General features: G+C 72.1%; 26 protein-coding genes. 15 read left to right on the forward strand and 11 right to left on the reverse strand.

The genetic code is table 11. The annotated features are described in order from the left end of the window. Positions 1-5 precede the first annotated feature (5 nt). Both AFR_RS22085 and AFR_RS22090 read right to left on the reverse strand, forming a co-directional pair. Positions 6-665, reverse strand: a complete 660-nt coding sequence (locus AFR_RS22085; RefSeq protein WP_023363026.1) for a response regulator — start codon at positions 663-665, stop codon at positions 6-8. Then, positions 662-1,942, reverse strand: a complete 1,281-nt coding sequence (locus AFR_RS22090; protein WP_023363027.1) for a sensor histidine kinase — start codon at positions 1,940-1,942, stop codon at positions 662-664. Before AFR_RS22090 ends, AFR_RS22085 begins: the two co-directional genes overlap by 4 nt. Positions 1,943-2,073: 131 nt before the next feature. On the opposite strand from AFR_RS22090, the gene AFR_RS22095 reads away from it, so the two are divergent. The 4 genes from AFR_RS22095 (at position 2,074) to AFR_RS22110 (ending at position 6,252) form a co-directional block, all read left to right on the forward strand. After that, a complete protein-coding gene (locus AFR_RS22095; protein ID WP_023363028.1) occupies positions 2,074-2,973 on the forward strand; it encodes an ABC transporter ATP-binding protein in 900 nt (299 codons plus the stop codon). Beyond that, the gene (locus AFR_RS22100) at positions 2,970-3,770 is read left to right on the forward strand and encodes an ABC transporter permease (RefSeq protein WP_023363029.1); all 801 of its coding nucleotides are present in this window, start codon (positions 2,970-2,972) and stop codon (positions 3,768-3,770) included. Before AFR_RS22095 ends, AFR_RS22100 begins: the two co-directional genes overlap by 4 nt. A gap of 37 nt (positions 3,771-3,807) precedes the next feature. Beyond that, positions 3,808-4,074 carry a hypothetical protein gene (locus AFR_RS22105; protein WP_023363030.1) on the forward strand — a complete coding sequence of 89 codons (267 nt, stop codon included), beginning with the start codon at positions 3,808-3,810 and terminating at the stop codon, positions 4,072-4,074. A gap of 87 nt (positions 4,075-4,161) precedes the next feature. After that, positions 4,162-6,252, forward strand: coding sequence for a M6 family metallopeptidase (locus AFR_RS22110; protein ID WP_023363031.1), 2,091 nt, complete (start codon positions 4,162-4,164; stop codon positions 6,250-6,252). On the opposite strand, the gene AFR_RS22115 is transcribed toward AFR_RS22110, so the two are convergent. Continuing rightward, positions 6,228-6,932, reverse strand: coding sequence for a cyclase family protein (locus AFR_RS22115; RefSeq protein ID WP_023363032.1), 705 nt, complete (start codon positions 6,930-6,932; stop codon positions 6,228-6,230). The two genes, AFR_RS22110 and AFR_RS22115, sit on opposite strands and share 25 nt — an antisense overlap. A gap of 67 nt (positions 6,933-6,999) precedes the next feature. Here AFR_RS22115 and AFR_RS22120 point away from each other — a divergent pair, with 67 nt between their 5' ends. The 4 genes from AFR_RS22120 to AFR_RS22135 all read left to right on the forward strand — a co-directional run bounded on the left by AFR_RS22120 (position 7,000) and on the right by AFR_RS22135 (position 11,291). Beyond that, positions 7,000-7,611, forward strand: a complete 612-nt coding sequence (locus AFR_RS22120; protein WP_148308026.1) for a uridine kinase family protein — start codon at positions 7,000-7,002, stop codon at positions 7,609-7,611. A 218-nt stretch (positions 7,612-7,829) separates the two neighbouring features. After that, positions 7,830-8,315 (forward strand): hypothetical protein, encoded by a 486-nt coding sequence (locus AFR_RS22125; protein ID WP_023363034.1) that lies wholly within the window; start codon positions 7,830-7,832, stop codon positions 8,313-8,315. A gap of 46 nt (positions 8,316-8,361) precedes the next feature. Further along, positions 8,362-8,958: a MerR family transcriptional regulator gene (locus AFR_RS22130; protein ID WP_023363035.1), complete on the forward strand. Its 597-nt coding sequence runs from the start codon at positions 8,362-8,364 to the stop codon at positions 8,956-8,958. Then, entirely contained in the window at positions 8,955-11,291 is a 2,337-nt protein-coding gene (locus AFR_RS22135) for a VIT domain-containing protein (RefSeq protein ID WP_023363036.1), read from the forward strand. The genes AFR_RS22130 and AFR_RS22135 overlap by 4 nt, the downstream gene beginning before the upstream one ends. 39 nt (positions 11,292-11,330) lie before the next feature. Here AFR_RS22135 and AFR_RS22140 read toward each other — a convergent pair whose 3' ends face one another. Beyond that, complete coding sequence (locus AFR_RS22140; protein WP_023363037.1) at positions 11,331-13,028, reverse strand: alpha/beta fold hydrolase; 1,698 nt, start codon at positions 13,026-13,028, stop codon at positions 11,331-11,333. A 229-nt stretch (positions 13,029-13,257) separates the two neighbouring features. Between AFR_RS22140 and AFR_RS45200 the strand changes: the two genes are divergently transcribed. Both AFR_RS45200 and AFR_RS22150 read left to right on the forward strand, forming a co-directional pair. Further along, positions 13,258-14,142 carry a ricin-type beta-trefoil lectin domain protein gene (locus tag AFR_RS45200; RefSeq protein WP_023363038.1) on the forward strand — a complete coding sequence of 295 codons (885 nt, stop codon included), beginning with the start codon at positions 13,258-13,260 and terminating at the stop codon, positions 14,140-14,142. Between the two features lie 76 nt (positions 14,143-14,218). Beyond that, entirely contained in the window at positions 14,219-14,668 is a 450-nt protein-coding gene (locus AFR_RS22150; RefSeq protein WP_023363039.1) for a DUF4383 domain-containing protein, read from the forward strand. A 445-nt stretch (positions 14,669-15,113) separates the two neighbouring features. Here the strand turns inward: AFR_RS22150 and AFR_RS22155 are convergent, their stop codons facing one another. After that, positions 15,114-16,031, reverse strand: a complete 918-nt coding sequence (locus AFR_RS22155; RefSeq protein ID WP_023363040.1) for a manganese catalase — start codon at positions 16,029-16,031, stop codon at positions 15,114-15,116. Between the two features lie 128 nt (positions 16,032-16,159). Here AFR_RS22155 and AFR_RS22160 point away from each other — a divergent pair, with 128 nt between their 5' ends. Together AFR_RS22160 and AFR_RS22165 are read left to right on the forward strand one after the other, a co-directional pair. Beyond that, positions 16,160-16,642, forward strand: coding sequence for a DUF2243 domain-containing protein (locus tag AFR_RS22160; protein WP_023363041.1), 483 nt, complete (start codon positions 16,160-16,162; stop codon positions 16,640-16,642). Next, positions 16,639-17,418 carry a cytochrome c oxidase assembly protein gene (locus AFR_RS22165; protein ID WP_023363042.1) on the forward strand — a complete coding sequence of 260 codons (780 nt, stop codon included), beginning with the start codon at positions 16,639-16,641 and terminating at the stop codon, positions 17,416-17,418. Before AFR_RS22160 ends, AFR_RS22165 begins: the two co-directional genes overlap by 4 nt. Here AFR_RS22165 and AFR_RS48460 read toward each other — a convergent pair. Continuing rightward, positions 17,328-17,561, reverse strand: coding sequence for an Orn/Lys/Arg family decarboxylase (locus tag AFR_RS48460; RefSeq protein WP_084298102.1), 234 nt, complete (start codon positions 17,559-17,561; stop codon positions 17,328-17,330). The genes AFR_RS22165 and AFR_RS48460 overlap by 91 nt on opposite strands. A gap of 171 nt (positions 17,562-17,732) precedes the next feature. On the opposite strand from AFR_RS48460, the gene AFR_RS22170 reads away from it, so the two are divergent. Next, complete coding sequence (locus tag AFR_RS22170; protein WP_023363044.1) at positions 17,733-18,989, forward strand: Nramp family divalent metal transporter; 1,257 nt, start codon at positions 17,733-17,735, stop codon at positions 18,987-18,989. Between the two features lie 39 nt (positions 18,990-19,028). Here the strand turns inward: AFR_RS22170 and AFR_RS22175 are convergent, their stop codons facing one another. Then, positions 19,029-19,664, reverse strand: coding sequence for a response regulator transcription factor (locus AFR_RS22175; RefSeq protein WP_041842548.1), 636 nt, complete (start codon positions 19,662-19,664; stop codon positions 19,029-19,031). A gap of 30 nt (positions 19,665-19,694) precedes the next feature. Between AFR_RS22175 and AFR_RS22180 the strand changes: the two genes are divergently transcribed. Both AFR_RS22180 and AFR_RS22185 read left to right on the forward strand, forming a co-directional pair. After that, complete coding sequence (locus AFR_RS22180; protein WP_238547118.1) at positions 19,695-20,348, forward strand: sensor histidine kinase; 654 nt, start codon at positions 19,695-19,697, stop codon at positions 20,346-20,348. An 87-nt stretch (positions 20,349-20,435) separates the two neighbouring features. Continuing rightward, entirely contained in the window at positions 20,436-20,618 is a 183-nt protein-coding gene (locus AFR_RS22185; RefSeq protein WP_023363047.1) for a hypothetical protein, read from the forward strand. Here AFR_RS22185 and AFR_RS22190 read toward each other — a convergent pair. From AFR_RS22190 to AFR_RS22205, 4 genes are read right to left on the reverse strand one after another with little or no spacing between them, the layout of a single operon-like run. Continuing rightward, positions 20,607-21,281, reverse strand: a complete 675-nt coding sequence (locus tag AFR_RS22190; RefSeq protein ID WP_023363048.1) for a glycosyltransferase family 2 protein — start codon at positions 21,279-21,281, stop codon at positions 20,607-20,609. The genes AFR_RS22185 and AFR_RS22190 overlap by 12 nt on opposite strands. Then, the gene (locus AFR_RS22195; RefSeq protein WP_023363049.1) at positions 21,275-21,883 is read right to left on the reverse strand and encodes a class I SAM-dependent DNA methyltransferase; all 609 of its coding nucleotides are present in this window, start codon (positions 21,881-21,883) and stop codon (positions 21,275-21,277) included. The genes AFR_RS22190 and AFR_RS22195 overlap by 7 nt, the downstream gene beginning before the upstream one ends. Further along, positions 21,880-22,602: a PIG-L deacetylase family protein gene (locus AFR_RS22200; RefSeq protein WP_023363050.1), complete on the reverse strand. Its 723-nt coding sequence runs from the start codon at positions 22,600-22,602 to the stop codon at positions 21,880-21,882. The genes AFR_RS22195 and AFR_RS22200 overlap by 4 nt, the downstream gene beginning before the upstream one ends. Continuing rightward, the gene (locus AFR_RS22205; protein ID WP_023363051.1) at positions 22,596-23,522 is read right to left on the reverse strand and encodes an acyl-CoA dehydrogenase family protein; all 927 of its coding nucleotides are present in this window, start codon (positions 23,520-23,522) and stop codon (positions 22,596-22,598) included. The genes AFR_RS22200 and AFR_RS22205 overlap by 7 nt, the downstream gene beginning before the upstream one ends. Positions 23,523-23,572 lie beyond the last annotated feature (50 nt).

Genomic DNA, 23,572 nt, shown 5'->3' on the forward strand with positions numbered 1-23,572 from the left:
CAGCCTCAGGCGAGTCCGGCGTCGTGGACGAGGAGCGCCACCTGGACGCGGTTGTTCAGGTCGAGCTTGACCAGCAGGCGGGAGACGTGGGCCTTGACCGTGGCCACGCTCATGAAGAGCTCGGCCGAGATCTCCGCGTTCGAGCGGCCCTGACCCAGCAGCAGGGCGACGTCGCGTTCCCGCTCGCTCAGCTGTCGCAGGGCCGCCGTCGCGCGGTGGCGGCTGCCGCCGGGGTCGGGTGCCGCCACGTGGGCGATCAGGCGGCGGGTGACCGTCGGGGAGAGCATCGCCTCGCCGTGCGCGACACGACGGACGGCGTGCAGGATCTCCACCGGTGGCGTGTCCTTGAGCAGGAAGCCGCTCGCGCCCGCCCGTAGCGCCCGCAGCACGAACTCGTCGGCGTCGAAGGTGGTCAGCACGATGACCTCGGGGGCGCCGGCGCGCTTGCGCAGGGTCTCGGTCGCCGCGAGGCCGTCGATGCGGGGCATGCGGATGTCCATCAGCACCACGTCGGGGTGATGGGCCGCGACCGCCTCGGGCACCTCGCTGCCGTCGGCGGCCTCACCGACCACCGCGATGCCGTCCGCGCCGGAGAGGATCATCGTCAGGCCCGCGCGGACCAGGGCGTCGTCGTCGACGATCAGGACGCGTACCGGAGGGGTCATGCCGGGTCTCCCGCCGCGGGCCAGGGCAGCCAGGCGCTGAGGGCGAAATCGCCGTCGGGGGTGGGTCCGTGGACGAGCCGGCCGCCCGCCAGGGTGGCCCGCTCGGTGAGCCCGATCAGGCCGGTCCCGGTGCCGGGGATGGCCGGGGCCGAACGCCCGACCGGCCGGGGGTTGCGGATGTCGATGGTCAGCCCCGCACCGGCGGCCCCGGCGATCGTCACCCGCACCGCCGTCCCCGCAGCGTGCTTCCGCGCATTGGTCAGACCCTCCTGCACGATCCTGTACGCCGTCCGCCCCGTCCCCGCGGGCAGCACCCCGGACTCGTCGACCTGCACGTCGAGGGTCACCTTCGCACCCGCGGCGCGGGACTCGTCGGCCAGGGCGGGCAGCTCCCGGAGCGTCGGCTGCGGGCGTTCCGGGGGGTCCTCACCGGCGGGCTCCCGCAGCACCCCGATGACCTCGCGCAGGTCCTGCAGGGCCTGGTGGGCGCTGGCCCGGATCACACCGGCCGCACCGGCCACCTCGGCGGGCGCCGCGTCGGGGCGGATCTCCAGGGCGCCGGCGTGCAGGCTGAGCAGCGAGATCCGGTGCGCCAGCACGTCGTGCATCTCGCGGGCGATGCGGGTGCGTTCCAGGGCCCGGGCCTGCACGACCCGCAGCTGCTGCTCGGACTCGGCGCGCTCGGCGCGGTCCCGCAGCGACACGACCAGTTCGCGCCGGGACCGCACGACCATGCCCCAGAGCAGCACGATCACGAGGATCACCGCACTCCAGGACATCGACTCCCAGAAGCTGGTGCCGAGCTCCGGGCGGATCAGGCAGAAGACGAGGGTGGAGAGCATCGCCCCGGCCGCCACCACCGCGGTCACGACGAACCGGCGGTGCACGGCGACCGTGAAGAAGACGATCAGGCCGGAGATCGCCCCAGCCACCGTGAACACGCCCAGCACCATCGTCAGCACCGCGAGGTGCACGGGCCAGCGGCGGCGCCACCAGAGCGCCACCGCGAGCACCACACCGGTGAACAGGTCCGTCCAGATGAGCCAGGCCGGATTGTGTTCCCACTGCGGCAGGACAGCCGGGTCGGGGTTCAGCAGGTCGATGCTGGCCAGCACGGTGAAACCCAGGCCGAGCAGAAAAGCGAGGACGTCGACGACCCAGTCGCGGGTCGAGCGGGGCGCGGGCGGGCGGTCGGGCTCGTCCAGCAGGCCCGCCGGCAGCAGCCACCGGTATTCCGACGGTCGCCCGCCGGTCCTCGGAACTGCCAGCTCCCCCACGACGGTAACTTTACGGCCGGTGGTCGTGGCCCCGATACCGACCAAAGTCGTAGCCCGCGCTAGACCAAGGTTCGCGGGCGCCGACCGGCGGCCGACGCGGTGGACCACCCGGCGACGGCAGGCTGAGACGCATGATCACGGTCGAACATCTGAGCAAACGGTACGGGAGCCACCCGGCCGTCGACGACGTGTCGTTCACCTGCGAGCCCGGCACGGTGACCGGCTTCCTCGGCCCGAACGGCGCGGGCAAGTCCACCACCATGCGGATGATCTGCGGGCTCACACCACCCACCTCCGGTACGGCCACGGTCGACGGGCAGCCGTACAAGCGGATGGGCAATCCGGGGCGGCGCATCGGGGTGCTGCTGGACGCCTCGGCGCAGCACTCCGGGCGTACCGGGAGGGAGGTTCTGACTCTCGCGGCGCTGACCATGGGGATCGACCGGCGGCGCGTCGACGAGAGCCTGGACCGGGTGGGTCTCAACAAGACGGCGGCCAAGCGGCGGGTGAAGGCGTACTCGCTGGGCATGCGGCAGCGGCTCGGGCTGGCCTACGCCCTGCTGGGTGACCCGGGGATCCTCGTCCTGGACGAGCCGGCCAACGGCCTCGACCCGGAGGGCATCTTCTGGATGCGCGGGCTGCTGCGCGACTTCGCGGACCGCGGCGGCACGGTGCTGCTCTCCTCCCATCTGCTGCGGGAGGTGGAGGCGGTCGCGGACAAGCTCGTGGTCATCGGCGGCGGCAGGATCGTCGCCGAGGGTGACAAGAACGAACTGCTCGCGGCGAGCGGCACGGTCGTCCGGGCGCTGGACATGGGCGCCCTGGACATGGTGCTGCAGCGTGTGGGCCTGACCGGCACGAAGACGACCGACGGGGGCGTTGTCGTGCAGGCCGACGCGGAGGTGATCGGGCGTGCCGCCGCGGACGCGGGCCTGGTGCTGCTGGAGCTCAGGCCCGCCGGTGGCGGTGGCCTCGAGCAGATGTTCCTGACCCTGACCGCCGGTGACTCGGTGAAGGAGGCCGTCCGATGACCGCCGTGCAGAACCCTCCGGCCGTTGCGCCCGGCGTGGAGCCACAGCGACCGACCGTGCGCGGCGGGATCCCGCTGTGGCGGCTCACGCAGGTCGAGCTGCGCAAACTCGCCGACACCAGGGCCGGCCTGTGGCTGCTGATCGTGATCGCGCTGGCCGCGGCGGCCACCGCCGCGATCCTGCTGGCCGCCGCTCCGGCCGAGGAGCAGAACTACGAGGAGCTCCTGTCCTTCGGCCTGCTGCCGGCGAGCATCCTGCTGCCGGTGCTCGGCATCCTCTCGATGACCAGCGAGTGGTCCCAGCGGACCGCGCTGACCACGTTCACGCTCGTGCCGGCCCGCGGCAAGATCATCGCGGCGAAGCTGATCGCGGCCGTCCTGATCGCGATCGCCACCACGGCCGCTGCGGCCATCCTCTCCGCGGCCGGCAACCTCGTCGCCATCGGTACGGGCGGCGACGGCAGCTGGCACCTCGAGGGCGCCCTCGTCGGGCAGCTGCTCGTCAACCAGATCGTCTTCGTGCTGATGGGCTCGGCGTTCGGCGCGCTGCTGATGAACTCACCGCTGGCGATCGTGCTCTACTTCGCCATCCCGACGCTGTGGTCGGTGCTCGGCGAGATGATCAAGGGTCTGCGCACGGCCGCGGGCTGGGTCGACATCAACATGACCTCGGTGCCGCTGAGCGAGCCCGGGATGACCGGCAACGAGTGGCTCCGGTTCGGGGTCGCGGCGCTGATCTGGGTGGCCCTGCCGCTCGCCCTCGGCACGGTCCGGGTGCTGCGGCGCGAGGTGTCCTGACGCTGCGGGGCGGCGGCCGGGTGGTTAGGCTCGATCCATGCCGATCGGTCCTCAGCCACCCGGCCGCCACGGCACTGCCGACCGGCCCTACAGCGCGCTGAACCTGCGCCTGGTGCTGGCCGCCTTCGGCTTCGTGGTGTGCACGGTGCTGGCGATCGTGCTGTGGCAGCGGGGCTGGACCGTGCCGGGCTGGTTCCTGGCGGCGTGGGCGGTGGTCGCCCTGATCGATCTGGTGGTGGTGCAGCTGCGGCGGCGGGCCCGGCGGCGCGCCGACGGCGGCCGTGACCATTCCCTCTTCGAGTAGCCCGCGTCTTGCCCCTTTTGCACCCTTAGTACAGGTAGCGTCGCCTTCTGTGCGCGCCTCACCGGCGCGGCGCCGAAGGGAGTCCCCATGGCCCGCCTCCGTCTCGCCGCGGTAGCCCTGCTCGTCCTACCCCTCCTGCCGCTCACCACGGCGGCCGAGGCCGCTCCGGCCACGGCCCGGCCACCGGCCGACGACACCCGGGAGCTGACCCGCGAGCGGCTCGACGTGTCGAAGCTCGGACCCACCGGCCAGGCCTTCGAGCGCAGGGCCCGGATCGCCGCGGCGCCGACCCCGCCCGTCGGCACGGTGCGGCAGTGGCTGGGGCTCGACGACGTCGACGGCGGGCTCTACCGCAAGGACTACACACTGCGCGGCGTCGGCGAGCACACCGAGGTGTGGGTGGCCAAGGACATCGCCTTCCCCGCCGGTGACTGCCGGGCGGCGGACTCCACCGAGATCACCGATCAGCAGGTCAAGGATCTGATCAAGGAGTTCGACACCAAGATCTGGCCGCGCGAGACCGCCGCGTTCAGTACGCCCCAGGAGCGCGACGGCACCGACCCGCGGTTGACCGGGGCCGACTACACCGGGGACGGCGCGAAGACGGTGACGCTGGTCGACAACGTCCGCGACGACAACTACTACGAGTTCCCGCAGGCGCCGACCTACATCGCCGGCTTCTTCTCCGCGCAGATCAACGAGCTGGTCGACCGCAACGTCATGACGATCGACGCGTACGACTGGAAGCACCGGTCCGGGGCCAACCCGCCCGACCAGCCGACCGACGACCTGTGCACCAGCCGGCCCGCCCGCCCGCGGATGTACGAGGGCACCTTCGCCCACGAGTGGCAGCACCTGCTGCAGTCGTACACGGACCCGGGCGAGGACGTGTGGGTCAACGAGGGCCTGTCCGATTACGCGCAGTCCCTGGTCGGTTATGTCGACGGCAACGCGACCGTTCACCACGCCGGCAACGACACGCACCTCGCCTGCTTCCAGGGTTTCGGCGTGGTGAAGACGCCGTACAACACCAACCCGCGGGACTGCGGCGGGGCACAGAACTCGCTGAACGTCTGGGACGAGGGCGCACCCTCCGAGGTGCTCGCCGACTACGGCAACACCTACCAGTTCATGCTCTACCTGCGGGACCGCTTCGGCGCCGCGGCGCTGTCCCGGCTGCACCGCGACGGCACCCACCAGGGCCTGGCCGGGGTCGCCGCCGCGCTGGGCGACGTTCAGCTCTACGGCGTGCTGCACGACTTCCAGACCATGACGCTGGTCGACAAGCTCATCGGTGACACGCCGCGCGGCACCATGATCGGTGTGCCGCACGCGCGGGTGACCACGCCGAGCGTGCGCTCGACCGTGAACCTCGCCAACCCCGCCTCGTACGACTACCCGGGTGCGGCCCCGAACGGTGCCGACTACGTCCGGCTGCGCGACGCCAAGAACAAGTATCTGAAGGGCGCCGAGCTGAAGTCGGTCACCTTCACCGGTGCCACGACCCTGCCGCCGCAGACTCTGCAGTGGAAGGTCCAGGACGGCGCGCTCTTCTCGGGCAACACCAAGGACCTGGACGTGGCGGCGGTGACCGAGGTGACCGTGCCCGCGGCCGACCCGGTGCTGCGACTGCGCACGAAGTACGCGACCGAGGAGGGCTACGACTACGGCTACGTCACCGTGTCGATGGACGGCGGGCGCACCTACACCGCGATCGCCGGCGACAGCACGGTCGCGGCGCCCCTCGGACAGGCGATCAACGGCGACAGTGCCGGGTTCCAGCCCCGGACCTACGATCTTTCCGCGTACGCGGGCAAGAAGGTCCTGCTCGGCTTCCGGTACGTGACCGACAGCGCCATCGACGAGGGTGGCTGGTGGATCGACGACATCAAGGTCGGCGGCGCCGTGGTCAGCGACGGTGCCACGCTCGACGGCTTCCGCTCGCCGACGCAGATCGTGCCGCTGCGGGTGCACGCCTGGAACGTGCGCCTGGTCGGCCTGGACGAGAAGGGCCGCCGCGCGCGCCAGGTGCCGGTGGAGCAGTTCGCGGCGCTCAAAGGCTACGACAAGGTCGTCGCCGTCGTCGCCTACGACGAGCCGACCGGGCAGATCGAGCAGTACGCGCCGTACACGCTGACGGTCAACGGCGTCGTTCAGCCCGGTGGCAGGACGCCGTAGATCAGGGCCGTCGACCCGGAACCACCCTTGTTGATCTGCCCGCCACAGAGGATGTGGGCCCCCGTGGCGGGCAGCGCGCCGAGATCGGCCAGGACCTCCAGGCTGATCCGGTGCCGCTGGTAGACCAGCCGCGAGACCGCGTAGGTGGTGTCGCGGCCGGGGTCCGGCCCGAAGGTGTCCGTGCCGGTGCCGCCGCGGTGCCCGAGCCGGCCCGTCGCGGTCAGCCACTCGACGGCCTCGAGGCTGAAGCCGGGTTGGTGCACGACCCCGTCCTCGTCACGGTTGAGGTACGCCTCCGTCCCCCAGCGGGAGTCCCAGCCGGTCCAGAGGACAACCACGGACTCGGCGGGGATCCGGCCGTGCCGGCGTTCCCAGTCCTGCAGGTCCTGGACGGACAGCTCGAAGTCGGCGTCCCGGGCGCACTGCTCGCGGACGTCGATCTTGACGGCGGGCCGGCAGAGGTCGGCCGGTTCCAGATCGTCGGCCAGCGCGGCGCCGGCGGTGAAGTGACCGGGCGCTCCCCAGTGCGTGCCGGTGTGCTCACCCACGCGGACGTACTGGAGGAAAAAGCCGTCGTCGCCGATCGTCGCGACGGTCTCCAGCTCGAACGGCGGATCACCCGGGTACACGATGGTCGTGGCCGGATCGTTGACGTGCGAGAGGCTGACCAGGTTGAGCATGGACACATTCTGGTAGCGGGCCCTCACGATCGGTGTCAACGCGGCCGGTAGTGGGGAAACCACGACCATGGAGCCATGGCGAGTCGCGACGACCGACGAAGTGCTGACCCGGGTACGCCAGGCGGTGGGCGAGCCGGCGGACCGGCCGCCGGTGCTGGCGGTCGACGGCCGCAGCGCCGGAGGCAAGACGACCTTCGCCCGTCGTCTCGCCGCGGCCTGGCCCGGCGCCACCGTGATCCACACCGATGACATCGCCTGGAACCAGGCCGTCCTCGACTGGACCACCCTGCTCGTCGACGGTGTCCTGACACCGCTGCGCGAGGGCCGAGCGGTCTCCTACCGGCCACCGCAGTGGGACGCCCGCGGCCGCGAGGGTGCGATCGAGGTGTCCCACGACTGCACCCTGGTGATCGTCGAGGGTGTCGGGTCCGGCCGCCGCGAGCTGGAGCCGCACCTGGACGCAGTGGTCTGGGTCGAGACCTCCCAGGAGGAGACCGAACGCCGCGACGCCGTCCGGATCGCCGCCGGCGAGACGACCGAGGAGCTCTACGCACTGTGGATGGCCGAGGAAAACCCCTTTGTGGACGACCAGAAGACCTGGGAGCGCGCCGCGTTTCTCGTGTCGGGTGTTCCCGCGCTCCCCCACAACCCGGAAACCGAATTCTTGATCTCCACCTGACCGTCCGGTCAAGCGACGCGAACTGTTCGGATATCGGGGCGGACGATCTTCGCAAAACTACGATCATGGCAACGTCGAAAACGGGGGTTGTCATGAATTCCAGCGAACGGCAGATCCGGCGTAACAATGCACCGAACGCCGCCCGGCTGTGGCGCGAAGGCCACAATGCACCCCGCTCGATGCCTGCTCAGCGCCGACCTCAACCGGTGAAACCGCCGATGGTGTCCATCATCGAGGCGGTCGAGGTGATGCGGGAGGACCACCCGCGGATCGACGTCGGCGGCCTTTATCAGCAATTCCGCTGCCGCGGCGGACGCTGGGCCCTCATCACCCGCGAGGACGTCCGGATCGCACTCGCCGGCCTCGAATGCGCGGCCCGCCAGGAATTCCCCGTCCCGCACCCACAACGCATTGTTCCCCGCACCCCCGAAGGCGCCTGGCCCCAATTCCAGCGCGCCGTCACCGACCTGCACACCACCGGCGGCCTCGACGCGGTGGAGATCACCCGCCACTTGATCGACACCGGCTGGTCGCAGGTCGCCGAGGCCGACGTGACCGCTGTCCTGCGCCGCATCAGAACGGGCAACACGGGCCGCCACTTCACGCCGGGCCGCTCCCTGCCCGCCCCGCGCCGGACCGTCCCGGAGATCTGCCCCTCCTGCGACGTCCGCATCACCGACCTGGGCACCTGCCGCTGCTCCTGACGGCGGCATGCGTCGACGTTGACAGTGTCACGGTGACAGTGTCAGTATGGTCGGCGTGTGGACGATGGACGAGTTGGTGGAGCGGGTGGGCCGGGCTTTGGCGGCCGAATACCCCGGTGCGCCCAACGGCCGGGTCCGTGACGTTCCCGACCGCCGGGCCATCCGGTGGTACACGACGACGGGGCTGGTCGACCGGCCCGCCGGGATGCGGGGGCGGACGGCGCTCTACGGGCCGCGGCACCTGTTGCAGCTCGTGGCGGTCAAGCGGCGGCAGGCGCAGGGGCACACCCTGGCGGCGATCCAGGCCGAGCTGGCCGGGGCCACGGATGACGAGCTGCAGGTGGCTGCTCGCGTACCGGAAGGGCTGTTGACCGTCGGGGCCGAGGATGCGGACGGTCCGGTCCGGCCACGGTTCTGGGCGGCTGCGCCGGCGGCGCCGTCGCCCGCTCCCCCGCCATCGGATGCCGCCCGGGCACACCCCGTGGGTGGGGTCGCTCTGGGCGGGGGCGCGATCCTGGTCCTTCCGGTACGCCCGGACGACGCCGATTACGCCGCCATCGCCACCGCCGCACGACCCCTGCTGGACCTTCTCGCCGACCGTGGCCTGCTGAGGATGAACACCGACGATGGGAGCCCGTCATGACCTTGTCCGTCACCCCGATGGATGCGGTGGAGCTCGGCCGCGTCCGGATCCTGCCCGACGCCGGGATCGGCGCGCTGCGCACCGAGCGGGGCAACCTGCCGCTCGACCGCCTCGACGTGCAGGCCTCGATCAGCGGTCTGGTCGCCCGGACGACGGTGACCACCGAGTTCGTCAACGCCTTCGACACCGCGCTCGAGGCGACGTACGTGTTCCCGCTGCCGGACCGGGCCGCGGTCACCGGTCTGACCATGACGGCCGACGGGCGCAGCGTCGAGGCCGAGCTGCAGGAGCGGGCGGCGGCCCGGGAGACCTACGACCGGGCGATCGAGGCCGGTCAGCGGGCGTCGATCGCCGAGGAGGAGCGGCCGGACGTCTTCACGATGCGGGTCGGCAACATCCTGCCCGGTGAGCGGGTCACGGTGAAGCTGGCGCTGGTCGGCCCGCTGCCGTGGGAGGACGGAGCGGCCACGTTCCGGTTCCCGCTCGTCGTCGCGCCGCGGTACGTGCCGGGGACCCCGCTGCCGGGTCCGGCGGTCGGCTCCGGTCAGGCCTCCGACACCGACGCTGTGCCGGACGCCTCGCGCATCACTCCCCCGGTGCTGCTGCCGGGGTTCCCCAACCCGCTGCGGCTGACCGTCGGTGTCGACATCGATCCGGCCGGGCTGCCCCTGGGTGAGATCCGGTCGAGTCTGCACACCGTGACGACCGAGGGCCGGCACGTCACGATCGCGCCGGGTGAGCGCGCCGACCGCGACTTCATCCTGCGTCTGCCGTACGCCGGAGACGGTTCCGGCGCCGTGTGTGTCCCCGACGAGACCGCGGACGAGCCCGAGGGCACGTTCCAGCTGGTGCTGCTGCCGCCGGACGACACGACGACCGCCACCCGGCCCAAGGACGTCGTCCTGCTGCTGGACCGGTCCGGGAGCATGGGCGGCTGGAAGATGGTCGCCGCCCGACGCGCCGCCGCGCGGGTGGTCGACACCCTGACCAGCGAGGACCGCTTCGCGGTGCTGACCTTCGACCACCAGATCGACCGGCCGGAGGAGCTCGGCCAGGGGCTGTCGGACGCGAGCGACCGCCACCGTTTCCGGGCCGTCGAGCACCTCGCCCGGGCGAACGCCCGCGGCGGCACCGAGCTGCTCGCGCCGTTGCGCGACGGACTGTCCCTGCTCGCCGACTCCGGGAAGCGCGACCGCGTGCTCGTGCTCGTCACGGACGGGCAGGTCGGCAACGAGGACCAGATCCTCGCCGAGATCACGCCGCTGATCGGCAGCACCCGGGTGCACACCGTCGGCATCGACCGGGCCGTCAACGCCGGCTTCCTGGGGCGGCTCGCCGCGCTCGGCGCCGGACGCTGCGAGCTGGTCGAGAGCGAGGACCGGCTGGACGAGGCGATGGAGCAGATCCACCGCCGGATCGGCGCGCCGGTGCTCACCGACGTGACCGTCACCGGGACGGGCTTCACGGTCGAGGCGGTGCCCCCGCAGACGGTGTTCCCCGGTGTGCCGCTGGTGGTGTTCGGCCGCTATGCGGGTACGCCGGGATCCGCTCTCAGCGTGCGCGGCCGCACCCGGGACGACCAGGACTTCGCCCGCGAGGTCCCGGTCCGCACCACGGCGGAGTCGGCGGTCACCGCCCAGTGGGCCCGGGCCCGCCTGCGGGAGCTCGAGGACCGGTACGCGACCGGGCAGCGCGATCTGGAGCCGCGCATCGTCGCCACCTCGCTGCGGTTCGGTGTGCTGTGCCGCTTCACCGCCTTCGTCGCGGTGGACAGCCGGGTGGTCAACGAGGGCGGTGAGACCCGGCGGGTGACGCAGCCCGTCGAGTCGCCGTCGGGCTGGGAGCCGATGCAGGACGTGTCGGCGCCCGCGTTCCTGGTCGCCGGGTCCGCATCGCCGATGCCGCCGCCGGCCGGTGCTCCCGCGCCGGGTTTTGCCCCGGTGCGGGCGGCCGCGGCGCGCAGTGGCCCCAAGCCGTTCGCGGCGGTCCCGTCCGGGATGATGGCCGCGGGCGGCCCGCGCTCCAAGATGGCGGCGCCGACGAGCTCGGTGCTGACCGTGGCGGACCTCAAGGCCATCGTCGAGATCGAGGCGAAGCGGCTGCGGGAGGCCGAGGGGCGGCCGGTGTTCGAGCGCCGGGACCTGCTCGCCGACCTTGGTAGCCGGCTCGGTGCGCTGCTGGAGGGCATGAGCGGTGACGAGCTGAAGGGTCTGCGCGACCTCGTCGAGCGGATCGAGGCCGGAGGCGACTTCGAGCAGCAGTGGGCTCTGGCCCGCGACACGCTCGCGCAGTTCGCCCCGCCGCCGGAGCGCAAGGCCTTCTGGAAGCGCTGAGCACACGAGGGCGCCCGAGCGGGCGCCCTCGTGTACCGGCTAGAAGCGGCCGACGGGCGGGAGGAGCTGGGGCTCACCCTCGGCGGGCAGGCCCTCGGCGACGATCTCCGCCTTGGTGGCCGTCGCCAGGTCCAGACCCGGTGCCGCCTCCTTGGTGCCGTCCGAGAGCTTGTGCATGAAGGGCTGCTCGCCCTTGCACACGGTGCCGCGGGCCGGGAGCGCCTTGTAGAGCAGGTAGTGGTCCATCGCGCGGGTCGCGCACGTCGACGTCCCGTACGCGGTGTGGCCGAAGTTGTCGCTGCTCAGCAGGCGGCTGTTGGGCAGCTTCGCCGCCGACGAGACGGCCTCGTAGTAGTTCGTGGCCGGGTCCCAGTAGCTGCCGACGACCAGCACGGTGTTCCTGGTGCGCTTGGTGAACGGCCCGGTGTAGGCGTCCTCGTCGCGGACCTTCCAGATGTCGCGGGCGCACTGCACGCTCTGCCAGGCCCACAGCCGCCCGAAGTACGGTGCCCGCTTGTCGGCGCGCGCAGCCTTCGCGGGCCAGTTGGCGGCCTTGCCGGGGTGCAGGCCGTCGGTGCACATGACCGCGGCGTACGCGTCGGACGAGTTGTCGTACGGGAACGCGCGCCCGGTGACACTGCTCGCGGTGGCGGCCTTCGGGGTCGACGTGAGCTTCCACAGCTCGGCGGCCAGCATGGTGACGTCGGCGCCCGCGTCCACGCCGTAGAGCGCGTCGAGGGTCAGGCCGACGAACTCCGCGTACGTGATCTTGAAACCGTCGACGGTGACCGGTCTCGCCTTGAGCCGGCCCGCGAGGGTGGCGTACCGCTGCACCGGGTCTCCGGCCGCGAACGCGCACCGGGTCTCCCCGGCCTTGTCGCAGAGCTTCAGCACCCGGATCAGCGCCTTGTACGCCCCGTCCGCCGAGTGCAGCCGCTCGTCCTGGATGACGTTCTTCGACGCCTCGGAACCGACCCACGAGCGGGGGTTGATGACACCGTCGACGGCCAGGGCACGGAACCGGTCCGGGAACATGTTCGCGTAGTACTGGCCGAGGGCGGTGCCGTAGCTGAAGCCGAGGTAGGTCAGCTTCTTGTCACCGACGGCACGGCGCATCACGTCCATGTCGCGGGCGACCTCGGCCGTGCTCATCGCGCCGGCCAGACTGCGCCCGGTGGTCGAGCAGCCCGTGGCGAGCTTCCTCGCACCGTTCAGGTACGCCTTGGTCTCCTTCGCGGTGACCGGGAAGGCGACGTTCATGCCCTTGAGAGCAGCGGTCTGCTTGCCCGTGTCGGCGAAACAGGCGACGTTGTCACTGGCGCCGATGCCGCGCGGGTCCATGCCGACGATGTCGAAACGCTGCAGCAGCGAGGCGCTCAGGAAGAACGGCGCCGCCAGGGCCATCGTGGTCGCGGAGCCGCCCGGGCCACCGGGGTTCACGAACAGGCTCCCGATCCGGTTCTTCTGGTCCTTCGCCTTCACCCGCAGCAGCGCGACCGTCGTCTGCGTGCCGTACGGGTGGTCGTAGTCGAGCGGCACCTTCGCCGTCGCGCACTGGGCCCAGCCGTAGCAGGCGTACCAGTGCAGGTCGGGCGTACGCACGCTGCCGACCCGCCGGGCCTCGGCGGTGCTGGTGGTCGCATCCGCTCGTTCGCGGGCGACCGCCGGAGCTACGACACTCCCGGACAGGAGGAGACCGGCCAGACCGGCGGCGAGCAGGCGGGAGCGGAACCGCATTCGGCAACCCTTCGAAAGGTCCCGGATGCCCAATTTGCGCCGGGTATCAAAACGGTAGGGAATGGACGCACCGGAACGGAACGCCGTAACGGAGCGCACACCCTGGCCGTTCGGGTGGTCCGAGTCACACCTGTTTCCGCAGGTCACAGGGCTTACAACGGGGTACAGAACATCGCTACCGGCCGGCAACCGGGTACGGTGCAGGTCGATCAACGACGGGGGTGACACGGTGCCGGACGACGACAACGATCCGCTGCTGGTGCGCCCGTACCTGGGTGGGGCCTCGGCGGAGACCTGGCCCGAGGCGGCCCCGCCCGCGGAACCCGGACCGCCGCCGGCCGACGTCACGGCACCGATCGCCCCCGTCAGCCACGCGGCCCCCGCGCCCGCGCTGTGGCGGCGCCCGATGCTGGTGCTGGCCGTCGTGATCGCGCTGATCGTGGCCGGCGGCACCGGCCTGATCGTCGCCTGGTGGCCGGAGCCCGCTCCCCCGCGCGCCCTGCCCGCCGACGTGCCCCTGCCGCCGTTGCCGTCCTCCGCGCCGGCAGTGACACCCGGCACCGCCCCGGCCGGTCCCGTGCCCGTCACCACGGCGCCGCGCACCCGGGCCCCGAGCAGCCCGGCTCCGACCTCGACAAGCCCGAGTACGGCGTCGCCGTCGTCGGCGCCGTCCAGGACGACAAGTCCGGGCGCCACCACCACCCCCGCCCGGACCGCACCGCCGGCGGCCCTGGTGCCGCCGAACACCTCCAAGGTCGGCACCATCCGCGGCGACGGGGGCCTGTGCCTCGACCTCAACGGCGGTGTCCCGTTCGACGGCAACCACGTCCAGGTCTACGACTGCAACAGCAGCGTCGCGCAGATCTGGACGCTCGCCACGGACGGCACGCTGCGCGTCCTGAACATGTGCGCCTTCGCGGCCGGGGACTCCACCGTCCACATCGTGGGGTGCGACGGCCGGACACCCGCCCAGTGGCGCAGCAGGGACGGCTCGCTGGTCAACGTCGCCACGGGCGGCTGTCTGACCGATCCGTCCACCGGCACCCGCTCGGGCACCGGGGTCCGCGTCGCCGCCTGCACCGGCGGTCGCGACCAGGGCTGGAATCTTCCCTGAACCCAGGGCCGCCGACCGACGTTTGCGGAGAATCGCCCTGGGAATCCGCCTTGCCTCCTAGGGAAGTGAGGATTCAATGGTCAGCAGAGCATCGGCGGGTGTCACTCCGGCGCGTTCCCTCGTGCAGACGACCGCCCTCGTGGTCGCGGGAGTGTTCCTCCTCGTCGGGGTGCTCGGGTTCATCCCCGGCATCACGACGGACTACAGCAGCATGAGCTTCGCCGGGCACCACTCCGAGGCGAAACTCCTGGGCGTCTTCCAGGTGTCGATCCTGCACAACATCGTCCACCTGCTCTTCGGCCTGGCAGGCTTCGCCCTGGCCCGCACAGTCTCCGGCGCCCGGTCGTACCTGATCGGCGGCGGTGCCATCTACCTGGTCCTGTGGCTGTACGGCCTGGTCGTCGGTCAGGACAGCGCCGCCAACTTCGTCCCGCTGAACGCGGCGGACGACTGGCTGCACCTGTTCCTGGGCATCGGCATGATCGCGCTCGGTTTCCTGACCACCCCCAAGCGCGTCACGCGGTAGGTGTTCGTTCCGCCCACGAACACGCATGAGGACCTCCGGGTGAGGTGGAGCTTGTCCAAAGCTCCGCATCACCCAGGAGGTCCTCGTGCTTTCCGCCCACGCTCCGTCGACCGAGCCGGCCCGCTCCCTGCGCCGTCGATGACCAGGGCCGCGAAACGGTGAGCTGAGCTGAACCCGGGGAGCACCCGGCGGCGGGCGGGCGGCTTCGGAGATTCAGCCGGCGACGAGCGCCAGGCGTCTGGTGCCGAGGACCCGGCCAGGACCGGCGAAGTCTTCCTGAGAGCAATCACCCGCAGCTCGCCTCCCCCAAGGCCCAGCCAGCCATGGATGCGAGTGGCGGCCGACAGGACGCTTGGTCAGTGCCACGTCGGCGGTGTCGGGCCGGGGAGACAACAGGAAACCGGGTCGCCGATGGGCGACCCGGTTTCCTGTTGTGCCGGGGTGATCAGTCGAGGGCACCCTTGATCTTGTTGACCACGTTCGCCACGCCCTGGGCGTGGGCGCCGGCGCCGGTGCCCGGCTTGCCCTTGCCCATGTCGCCGGCGTACGTGACGTACAGCTTGGGGTCCGGGGCGGGTCCGAGCGGCTTGTCGTCGGTGAGCGGCACGGCGTCCGGGACGTACTCGATCTCTTCCTTGCCGATCAGGGCCGGGCCCCGCGCCCAGCGGCCCTCACCGGCCTTGCTCTCCGGGTCGAAGCTGTAGAACGTGTGGTTGGCGAAGTCCTTCTCGTCCTCGCCGTTGGAGTTCTCGATGCCGTGCTCGACGAACCCGTCCTCGATGAGCTGCTCGATGCCCAGCAGCCACTGCTGCTGGTGGTAGGTGTCGCGGGCCAGGTTGAACTGCAGCATGTCCTTGACACCACGGTCGTCGGTCATGTTGTAGACCCGGCTTGTCATCAGCCGGCTCTGCGCCTCGGCCGCCACGTTGGAGCGGAAGTCGGTCAGCAGGTTGCCGCTGGCGGCGATGTAGCCGGTGTTCCACGGCGTGCCCTCCGAGTCACGGGGCAGGGCGCTGCCGCCGCTGACGATGGCGTGCTGCGGGCTCATGCCGCCGAGGACGGCCGCGAGCAATGGGTTGGCGGCCGCGGCCTTCTCGGTCGCCTCGCCGGGGGCACCTTCGAGGAGGCGGGCGAGCATCGTGGTGAGCATCTCGACGTGACCGATCTCCTCGGTCGCGATGTCCATGATCATGTCCTTGTACTTGCCGGGCACACGGCACGACCAGCCCTGCCACAGGTACTGCATCATCACGGTCATCTCACCGAACTGGCCACCCACGAGTTCCTGCATCTTGCGGGCCAGCAGGGCGTCCGGCTTCTCCGGCTTCGCCTGGAACTGCAGGTAATCGACGTGCTTGAACATCAGAACCTCCATCGGGGCGGAACGGGCACGCCGATGCACTACCCGTGCCCCTGGCCCGGCCGGGCCTGCGTCCGGCCCCGCAGGGCCGCGGCGAACATGAAACGGCCCGGTGCGGGTACGCGCCGGCCATGACGAACCCTCTGCGCGCTCCCGGCCTGCTGCTCGGCGTGGGACTGGGCGGCTTTGTCGACGGCATCCTGCTGCACCAGATCCTGCAGTGGCACCACCTGTTGACCAGCACCGACTCCGACCGCATCGGCGTCCCGTTCTACCCTGCGGACACTGTGCACGGTCTACGGATGAACACCCTGTGGGACGGGCTGTTCCACGTGGTCACCTGGCTCTTCGTGCTCGCCGGCATCGGGCTGCTCTACTCGCGCCTCGGCCGGGACCGGCGCCCGCCCTGGACGTCGCGGGCGTTGTGGGGCTGGGCCCTGGCCGGGTGGGGCGTGTTCAACCTGGTAGAAGGTCTGATCGACCACCAGATCCTCGGCATCCACCACGTCCGGACCGGTCCGCACCAGCTGTGGTGGGATCTCGGCTTCCTGCTCCTCGGCGTTGTTCTGATGGTCGCCGGCTGGGCCGTCCAGCGCACCGCCGCGGCCCGGTGACCGGGCACGCCGCCGGCAGCGGGGCGGCGCTGCTGCCGGTCGTCGCCGCGGTTCTCTACGAGTGGTCGAGCCTGCGTGTGCCCCGGTGGCCGCCGTGGCGTGCGGCGGCCTTCATGCTGGGGTGCGCCACGCTGGTCCTCGGCCTGGCGCTGCCGGTCCACGATTTCACCGGCCACGCCGCCCAGCATCTGCTCGTCGCCATGGTCGCCCCGATCGGGCTGGTCCTGGGCGCCCCGGTCACCCTGCTGCTCAACGCCCTGCCGCTCCCGGCGGCGCGCCGCCTGTCCGGCCTCCTGCGGAGCCGGCCGGTCCGCCTCGTCAGTCACCCGCTCTGCGCCCTGACACTCACGGCCGGCGGCCTCGCCCTCCTCTACCTGACCCCCCTGTACGCCCACAGCCTCGCCGATCCCGCCCTGCACGACGCGACGACCGTCCACTTCGTCCTGTCGGGGTTCCTCTTCGCGTGGGTGGTCGCCGGCAGTGACCCGGCCCCGCACCGGCCCTCCGTGCCCGCCCGCCTGATCCTGCTGGGCGTGGCGATCGCCGTGCACGCCGGCCTCTCCCAGCTGCTGTACGCGGGCGCACTCGTCCACGTACCGGCCACGGAGGCGGACCGGCAGGCCGGGGCGACGCTGATGTACTACGGCGGTGACCTCGCCGAGCTGGCTCTCGCCCTCCTGGTGGTTCAGTCCCGGGCGACGACCCGGAAGGTCTCGAGCTTCGGGTCCGCCGCGTCCGGCAGGATCATCCCCGCGGCGAGTCCGGCGCGCAGGTAGTCGACCACCGCCGGGGTGTAGCGCTCGCCGGGCAGGATCGCCGGCACGCCGGGCGGGTACGGGCTGATCATCTCGGCCGAGATCCGCCCGTCCGGATCCGCGACCTGCTCGGTCCGCGCGAAGAAGGCATCACGCGGGCTCATCGCCTGCTCGAGGTTGAGCTCCTCCAGCCGCGGGACCCGCGGAGCCGGATGATCGGGCCGCGGCGGCGAGGCGGCCAGCGCCGACAGGCCGGTGAAGGTCCGGTTGAATCGTGTCCCGCCGGGGCCAGCCGCTGGCCCGCGGGTGACGCTTGCGGGGGAACTGCGCGAGCCATGGTCGTCCTCGATTCCGCAGCTCAGCTGATGCTCCCGCTGCGCCGCCGCGTGGCGCGCGTGGCGCCGTGGTTCGGCCCGGCGTTCGTCGCCGCCATCGCCTACGCGGATCCGGGGAACTTCGCCACCAACTTCACCGGCGGCGCGACCTTCGGCTATCAGCTCGTCTGGGTGATCGTCGCGGCGAACCTCATGGCGATGCTCATCCAGTCGCTGTCGGCCAAGCTCGGGCTCGTGACCGGGCGCGACCTGGCCGAGCTGTGCCGCGAGCACCTGCCGCGGCCGGTCTCGCGGGGACTCTGGGTGCAGGCCGAGCTCGTCGCGATGGCGACCGACCTCGCGGAGATCATCGGTGGGGCGCTCGCCCTGTACCTGCTCTTCGGCGTACCGCTGCCGGTCGGCGGGCTGATCACCTGCGTCGTGGCGTTCGCGCTGCTGGGGCTGCAGCAGCGGGGCGTGCGGCGGTTCGAGACCGTGATCGCCGGTCTGCTCGGTGTCATCCTGCTCGGCTTCCTCTACACCGCATGGCGCTCGGGCGCGGACGCGGCCGGGGTGGCGGCCGGCATGGTGCCGTCGTTCGCCGGGGTGGACAGCTTGCTGCTGGCCACCGGCATCCTGGGTGCGACGGTCATGCCGCACGTCATCTACCTGCACTCGGCGCTGACCAAGACGCGGTCCGCGGCGACCGCGGATCCGGCGGAGCGGCGGCTGGCCCTGCGCTGCCAGCGGATCGACACCCTGGTCGCGCTCGGTGTGGCGGGCCTGGTCAACCTGGCCATGCTGCTGATCGCCGCCCGGCTGTTCTTCGGCTCCGGCATCCCTGGCACCGACACCCTCGAGGGCATCCACGCGGGCCTGGGTGTCAGCCTCGACCGGTACGCGGCGCTGGCCTTCGCGGTTGCGTTGCTCGCCTCGGGTTTTGCCTCCTCCAGCGTCGGCACGTACGCCGGGCAGGTCGTGATGCAGGGCTTCATCGGGCGCAGCATCCCGCTCACCCTCCGGCGTCTGCTGACCATGGCCCCGGCGATGCTGATCCTCCTGATCGGCGTGGACCCGACGGCGGCTCTGGTCTGGTCGCAGGTGGTGCTCTCGTTCGGCGTTCCCTTCGCCCTGATCCCGCTCGTGTGGCTCACCCGCCGCCGCGACATCCTCGGCGACCAGGTCAACCGGCGCTCGACCACCGTGGTCGCCTCCGTGGTCGCGGCGCTGATCGTGGCGCTGAACGTCTTCCTGATCGTCAGGACTTTCGCCGTTTGATGACGACATCGACGGGAATCCGCGCGTCATGCCGACGCCTCAGAGCATCCCCGCCCGGCCGGCCAGCGCCGCGGCTTCCGTCCGGCTCGACACCCGCAGCTTGCGCAGCAGCGTCGCCGTCTGCCGCTTGACGGTGCGCTCCGAGACGTGCAGGTGCAGGGAGATCTCGGTCGTGGTGTCCCCGGCCGCGATCAGCTGCAGCAGTTGCCGTTCGGACTCGTCGAGATCCACCGGGGCGGGCTGCTCACGACCGGGACCGAGCAACGCGCCGAGCAGGTCGGCCGGGAGCACCGCCCAGCCGTCCAGAACGGACAGCAGCGGTTGCAGCACGTCGGCGACCTCGGTGCTCTTCGGCAGGAACCCTTCCGCACCGGCCCGCAGTGCCGCCAGCGCCGAGGCCGCGTCGTCGTCGCCGGACATCGCGACGATCCGGGTCCGGGGTGTGGACCGCCGGATCGCGGCGATCGCCCGGACTCCCCCGGGTGCGGGCATGTGGAGATCGACAAGAACGAGGTCCGGGACGGTACGCCGGACGAGGCTCGCCGCCGACGCCGCGTCCCCGGTCGCCGCCACGACGGAGGCACGGCCGTCACTGGCCTCGGGCAGGAGCAGCTCGAGCCCGCGAACGAACAGCGGGTGGTCGTCGACCACCGCAACCCGGATGTCCTTCTGCATGGGGTGCGCTTGCCCGGGCCGGAACCGGTCATGCGTCTGCTGAGGCGCGAAACCCCACCCGATCCGGCCCTGCTGGTGCTGCGCAGTGTCTGTCACGAGCTCCGCCCGCCGGTCGCCACCCTGACGTCGCTGATGCGGGCCCTGCAGGACCAGCCGTCCGAGGTACGCCGGGGCGAGCTGGCCCGGCTCGCCGCCGAGCACGCATCCCACGCCCAGGCGGTCCTGATGCAGGCCGCGGCGGCCGCCTCCGGACTTGCCGGGCCGGTGGACGAACCCGCGCCGCTGCACCGGATCCTGCACTCCGTGGCCGTCGCGGTGCCGGCCGACCGGCTCACGGTGGCTGTCAGCCGGGCCGCCGGCAACTGGCCCGTCCCCGCCCGTCGGACCCGGCAGATCCTGCTCAACCTGCTGACCAACGCCGCCGCGTACTCCCCCGGGCGGATCCGCCTGCAGGGGGCCGTGCGGATGCGCAGACTGCGGCTGACCGTCGCCGACGAGGGCGCCCTGACCGCCGACCTGCTGCGGGCGTTGCGCCGGCCCGGCCCTCCGGAGGGCACCAAGGGGCTGGGCCTGTGGATGGTCCGGCAGCTCACCGCGGCGCAGGGCGGCACCGTCCGCGCCCGCGCGCTGTCACCACACGGGGTGGCGGTGGAGGTGCAGCTACCGCGCAAGCGCAGGTCTTGACCCGGCCGGGCCGCCCGATGGCCTCGCGGGGCCACCCGGACGGGCATGCGGGTGCAGGACCCACCGTCGTTCCAGGAGGGATCAGACATGCGCACGGCACCGGTCATCCGCAGCCTTCTCGCCACCACCTACCTGCTGGCGCTCGTCCTGCACGGCCGGTGGAACAGCCTCAGTGCTGTCCTCGCCGCATCGGTGGTCGCGGTGTGGGCGTTCCCGCTGATCCGCGATGCCCGTCTGCGCCGCGGCACGGAACCGCTGTCACCGCAGTGACACTTCGTCGGCCAGGTCCGCGAGGTGGGCGGCAAATCCGGAGGGGGCCCGCGCATGCCGCCGGGAGCTGGTGATCACCGGGCTGCCGGCGTCGTAGCGCACACGAAGCTTGCCGGCGACGGCCCGCCTGACGAAGTCGACGTCCTCGTCGTGGGGCACCGCCGCGAACCCGCCCAGCCGGAGGTACGCCCGGGCATCACACCCGAGGTTCGCCCCGTGCACGTGCCTCAGCGCGGCCCGGTAGTGCCGTTCGTAGGCGTCCCGGACCGTCACCGGCCAGGGGGTCCAGTCGTCGACCCCGACCGTGCCGACGAGGACCTCCGTGCCCCGGGCAGCGTGCCCGGCGTGCCACAGCAACCAGTCCGGCGCCACGAGGCTGTCCGCGTCGGTGGTCGCCAGCCACAGCCCGTCGGTGCCGTGCCGGAGCGCATGAGCGAACCCGGCCGCCCGGGCGGCGCCGACACGACGCGCCGCCAGCCTGACGACCTCGGCACCGGCGGCTTCCGCGACGGTCGCCGTGCCGTCGTCGCAGTCGTCGGCGGCGACGACCACCTCGGTCCGGCCCTCGAAGCGGCCCGCGGCGGCCTCGATCGCCTCGAGACAGTCCGGCAGCAGACCTTCCTCGTTGTGCGCGGGTACGACGACGGCCAGACGTTTCAGCACAGGCCCTCGCGTTGAGCCACGGAGAGCGCACCCGGCGGAGTCCGGGAGAAGACCTCGAGCCGGAAGTCGTCCTCGACGTGCCGGACGGTCCGGGTCAGACCGGTGATCCCGGCCAGCAGCGCGTGCACCTCGTCACCCGGGCGGGCGTGCTCCGCGACGGGCCGCCGCCAGTGGACCGCGACCAGGTCGCCGCCCGGCTCCAGCGAGGCCGTGGCCCGCTCGAGCAGCCGGTCGAGGTCGGCATCGTCGAAGTAGTAACCGAGCTCGGAGAGGACGATCAGGTCGAAGGTGCCGTCCGGCCAGCCCTCGGGCAGCTGCGCCTCGGCCACCATGACATGCGGCTGGTCCTTCAGGCGGTCCGCCGTCGTCGCTACCGCGGAGGGCACCGCATCGACGGCCAGCAGGGCGTCGCACCGCGCGGCGAGACGGTGGGTGAGCCGGCCCGTCGAGCAGCCCGGCTCGAACGCCGACCGGTACCGGCGGCGGGGCAGCGCGGCGACGGTCAGGTCGTGTTTCCGGGTGTCGTACCAGCGGGTCTCGAAGCTCCACGGGTCCGGGTTGTCCGCGTACATCTGCTCGAAGTAGCTGACCGGCGTGCTCATGCGAACACCACCTCGAACGGGCGGCGGAACCGGGCCAGCACGTGTGGCGGAAGGATCGCGGCGTCGGCCGGATCCGGGCCCAGGTCCCAGATCTGGCTCGGAAAGGCCAGGATCGCCTCCTGCTTCGCCTCCAGGACATCCGGCGGCAGGTCGACGCGCCGGGCCCGGTTCCACGGGACTCGCTCGTCGTCCGGCTCCGCCCAGTGCCAGGTCCAGATCGGATACTCGATGAGGCGCGCGCCGGTCGCCGCGCAGGCGGCCGCGGCAGCCCGGCCGACGGCCTCGTGATCGGGATGTCCGTCGCCGCGCCACGTCGCCAGGCACCACCGGTCCGGCGTCAGCAGCTCGCTCAGGATCGCGGTGAGGGCCTGCTCGTCGATGCCGCCGTCGGGCTGGCCGAGGTGCCGGACAGCCGTGCGGGGCAGCCCCAGCCGGTGCAGCGCCTCGGCGGTCTCCGCCCGCCGCAGCGCGGCCAGCTCCGCTTGCGTGTGGACCGTGGAGCCCGGGTGCGAAGCCTCCCCGTCGGTCACGGCCACCACCTCGGCGCCGGGCAGCAGCGCCAGCAGGCCGCCCACACCGAGGACCTCGTCGTCCGGGTGCGGGGCCACCACCAGCGGCGGGGACGGTGGGTCGAGGGTCAGCGCCGGCCAGCCGGTCACCGCCGGCCAGGTACGCCAGCGGGTGTCGTCGGTTCCGGTGCCTTCGATCGCGGTCACCATGCGGGCGGGTTCTCCTTCAGCAACGTGCCGAGCTGGGCCAGGTCGGCCTCGGCGTGACTTTGGCGCAGATAGACGGTGAGGTCCGCGACCCGGCGCGCGTGGGCGGCGTCCTGGCAGAGCGGGCCGGCGCCGAGCGCACGGCCGACGTGGTCGAGGACCTGCGTCGCAACGCTGTCGACGACGGTCCGGACCCGGACGGCCAGCTGCTGGGCGTCGGCAGACGGTTCGGCGTCGATGCGCTCGGCGGCGTCACGCAGCGCCAGCCTGGCCGTGTGCAGCAGCCCGTCGACCGCGCCCAGGTGAGCGAGAGCATGCGGGTTCAGGTCACGCGTGCGGGCCGCCGCCAGCAGGGTGTCCGCGACCCCGGTCGCGCCGCCGTACCAGCAGGCCGCGACACCGACGCCGCCGTGCCAGAAGCCGGGTCGCCCCACGTAGTCGCCGGGACCACCGACGGGGCGGGCGGGGCAGTCGGCGAAGCGGACGGTGCGGCTGTCGCTGCCGGCCATCCCGACCGCGGGCCAGGTGTCGTCCAGCGGTGTCGCCGCCGGTTCGCGGACCTCGACGGCGAAGAGGCGTACGCCGTCCTCGGCGACCGCGGTGACCAGCGCGTGGGTGCACGAGCCGGCGCCTGAGCACCATGGGCGGTCGCCGCTCACCGACCAGGCACCATCCTCGGTCCGCCGGGCCTCGAGCGACGAGGGAACCGCCGCCCAGACTCCCCAGCGTTCGCTGTCGGGGTCGGCGGACGGCTCGTCCTTCAGCTCGGCGCGGATGGCGGTGGCGTCGGCGTGGCCTTCGGCCAGCCGCGCCAGGACCAGGTCGTCACGTCCGAGCGACGCCAGGCGCCACCAGCGTTCAGCTGTCTGTCCCGAGCCGGGTAACGGCAGGCCGGCCACCTGCTTCGAGAAGTCGTCTTGCACTCCTACCCGGGTACCCGGGGGCGATCTTTCTAATCCGTGGCACCACGCGG

It is taken from the genome of Amorphoplanes friuliensis DSM 7358, assembly GCF_000494755.1.
Taxonomy (GTDB): Bacteria; Actinomycetota; Actinomycetes; order Mycobacteriales; family Micromonosporaceae; genus Actinoplanes; species Actinoplanes friuliensis.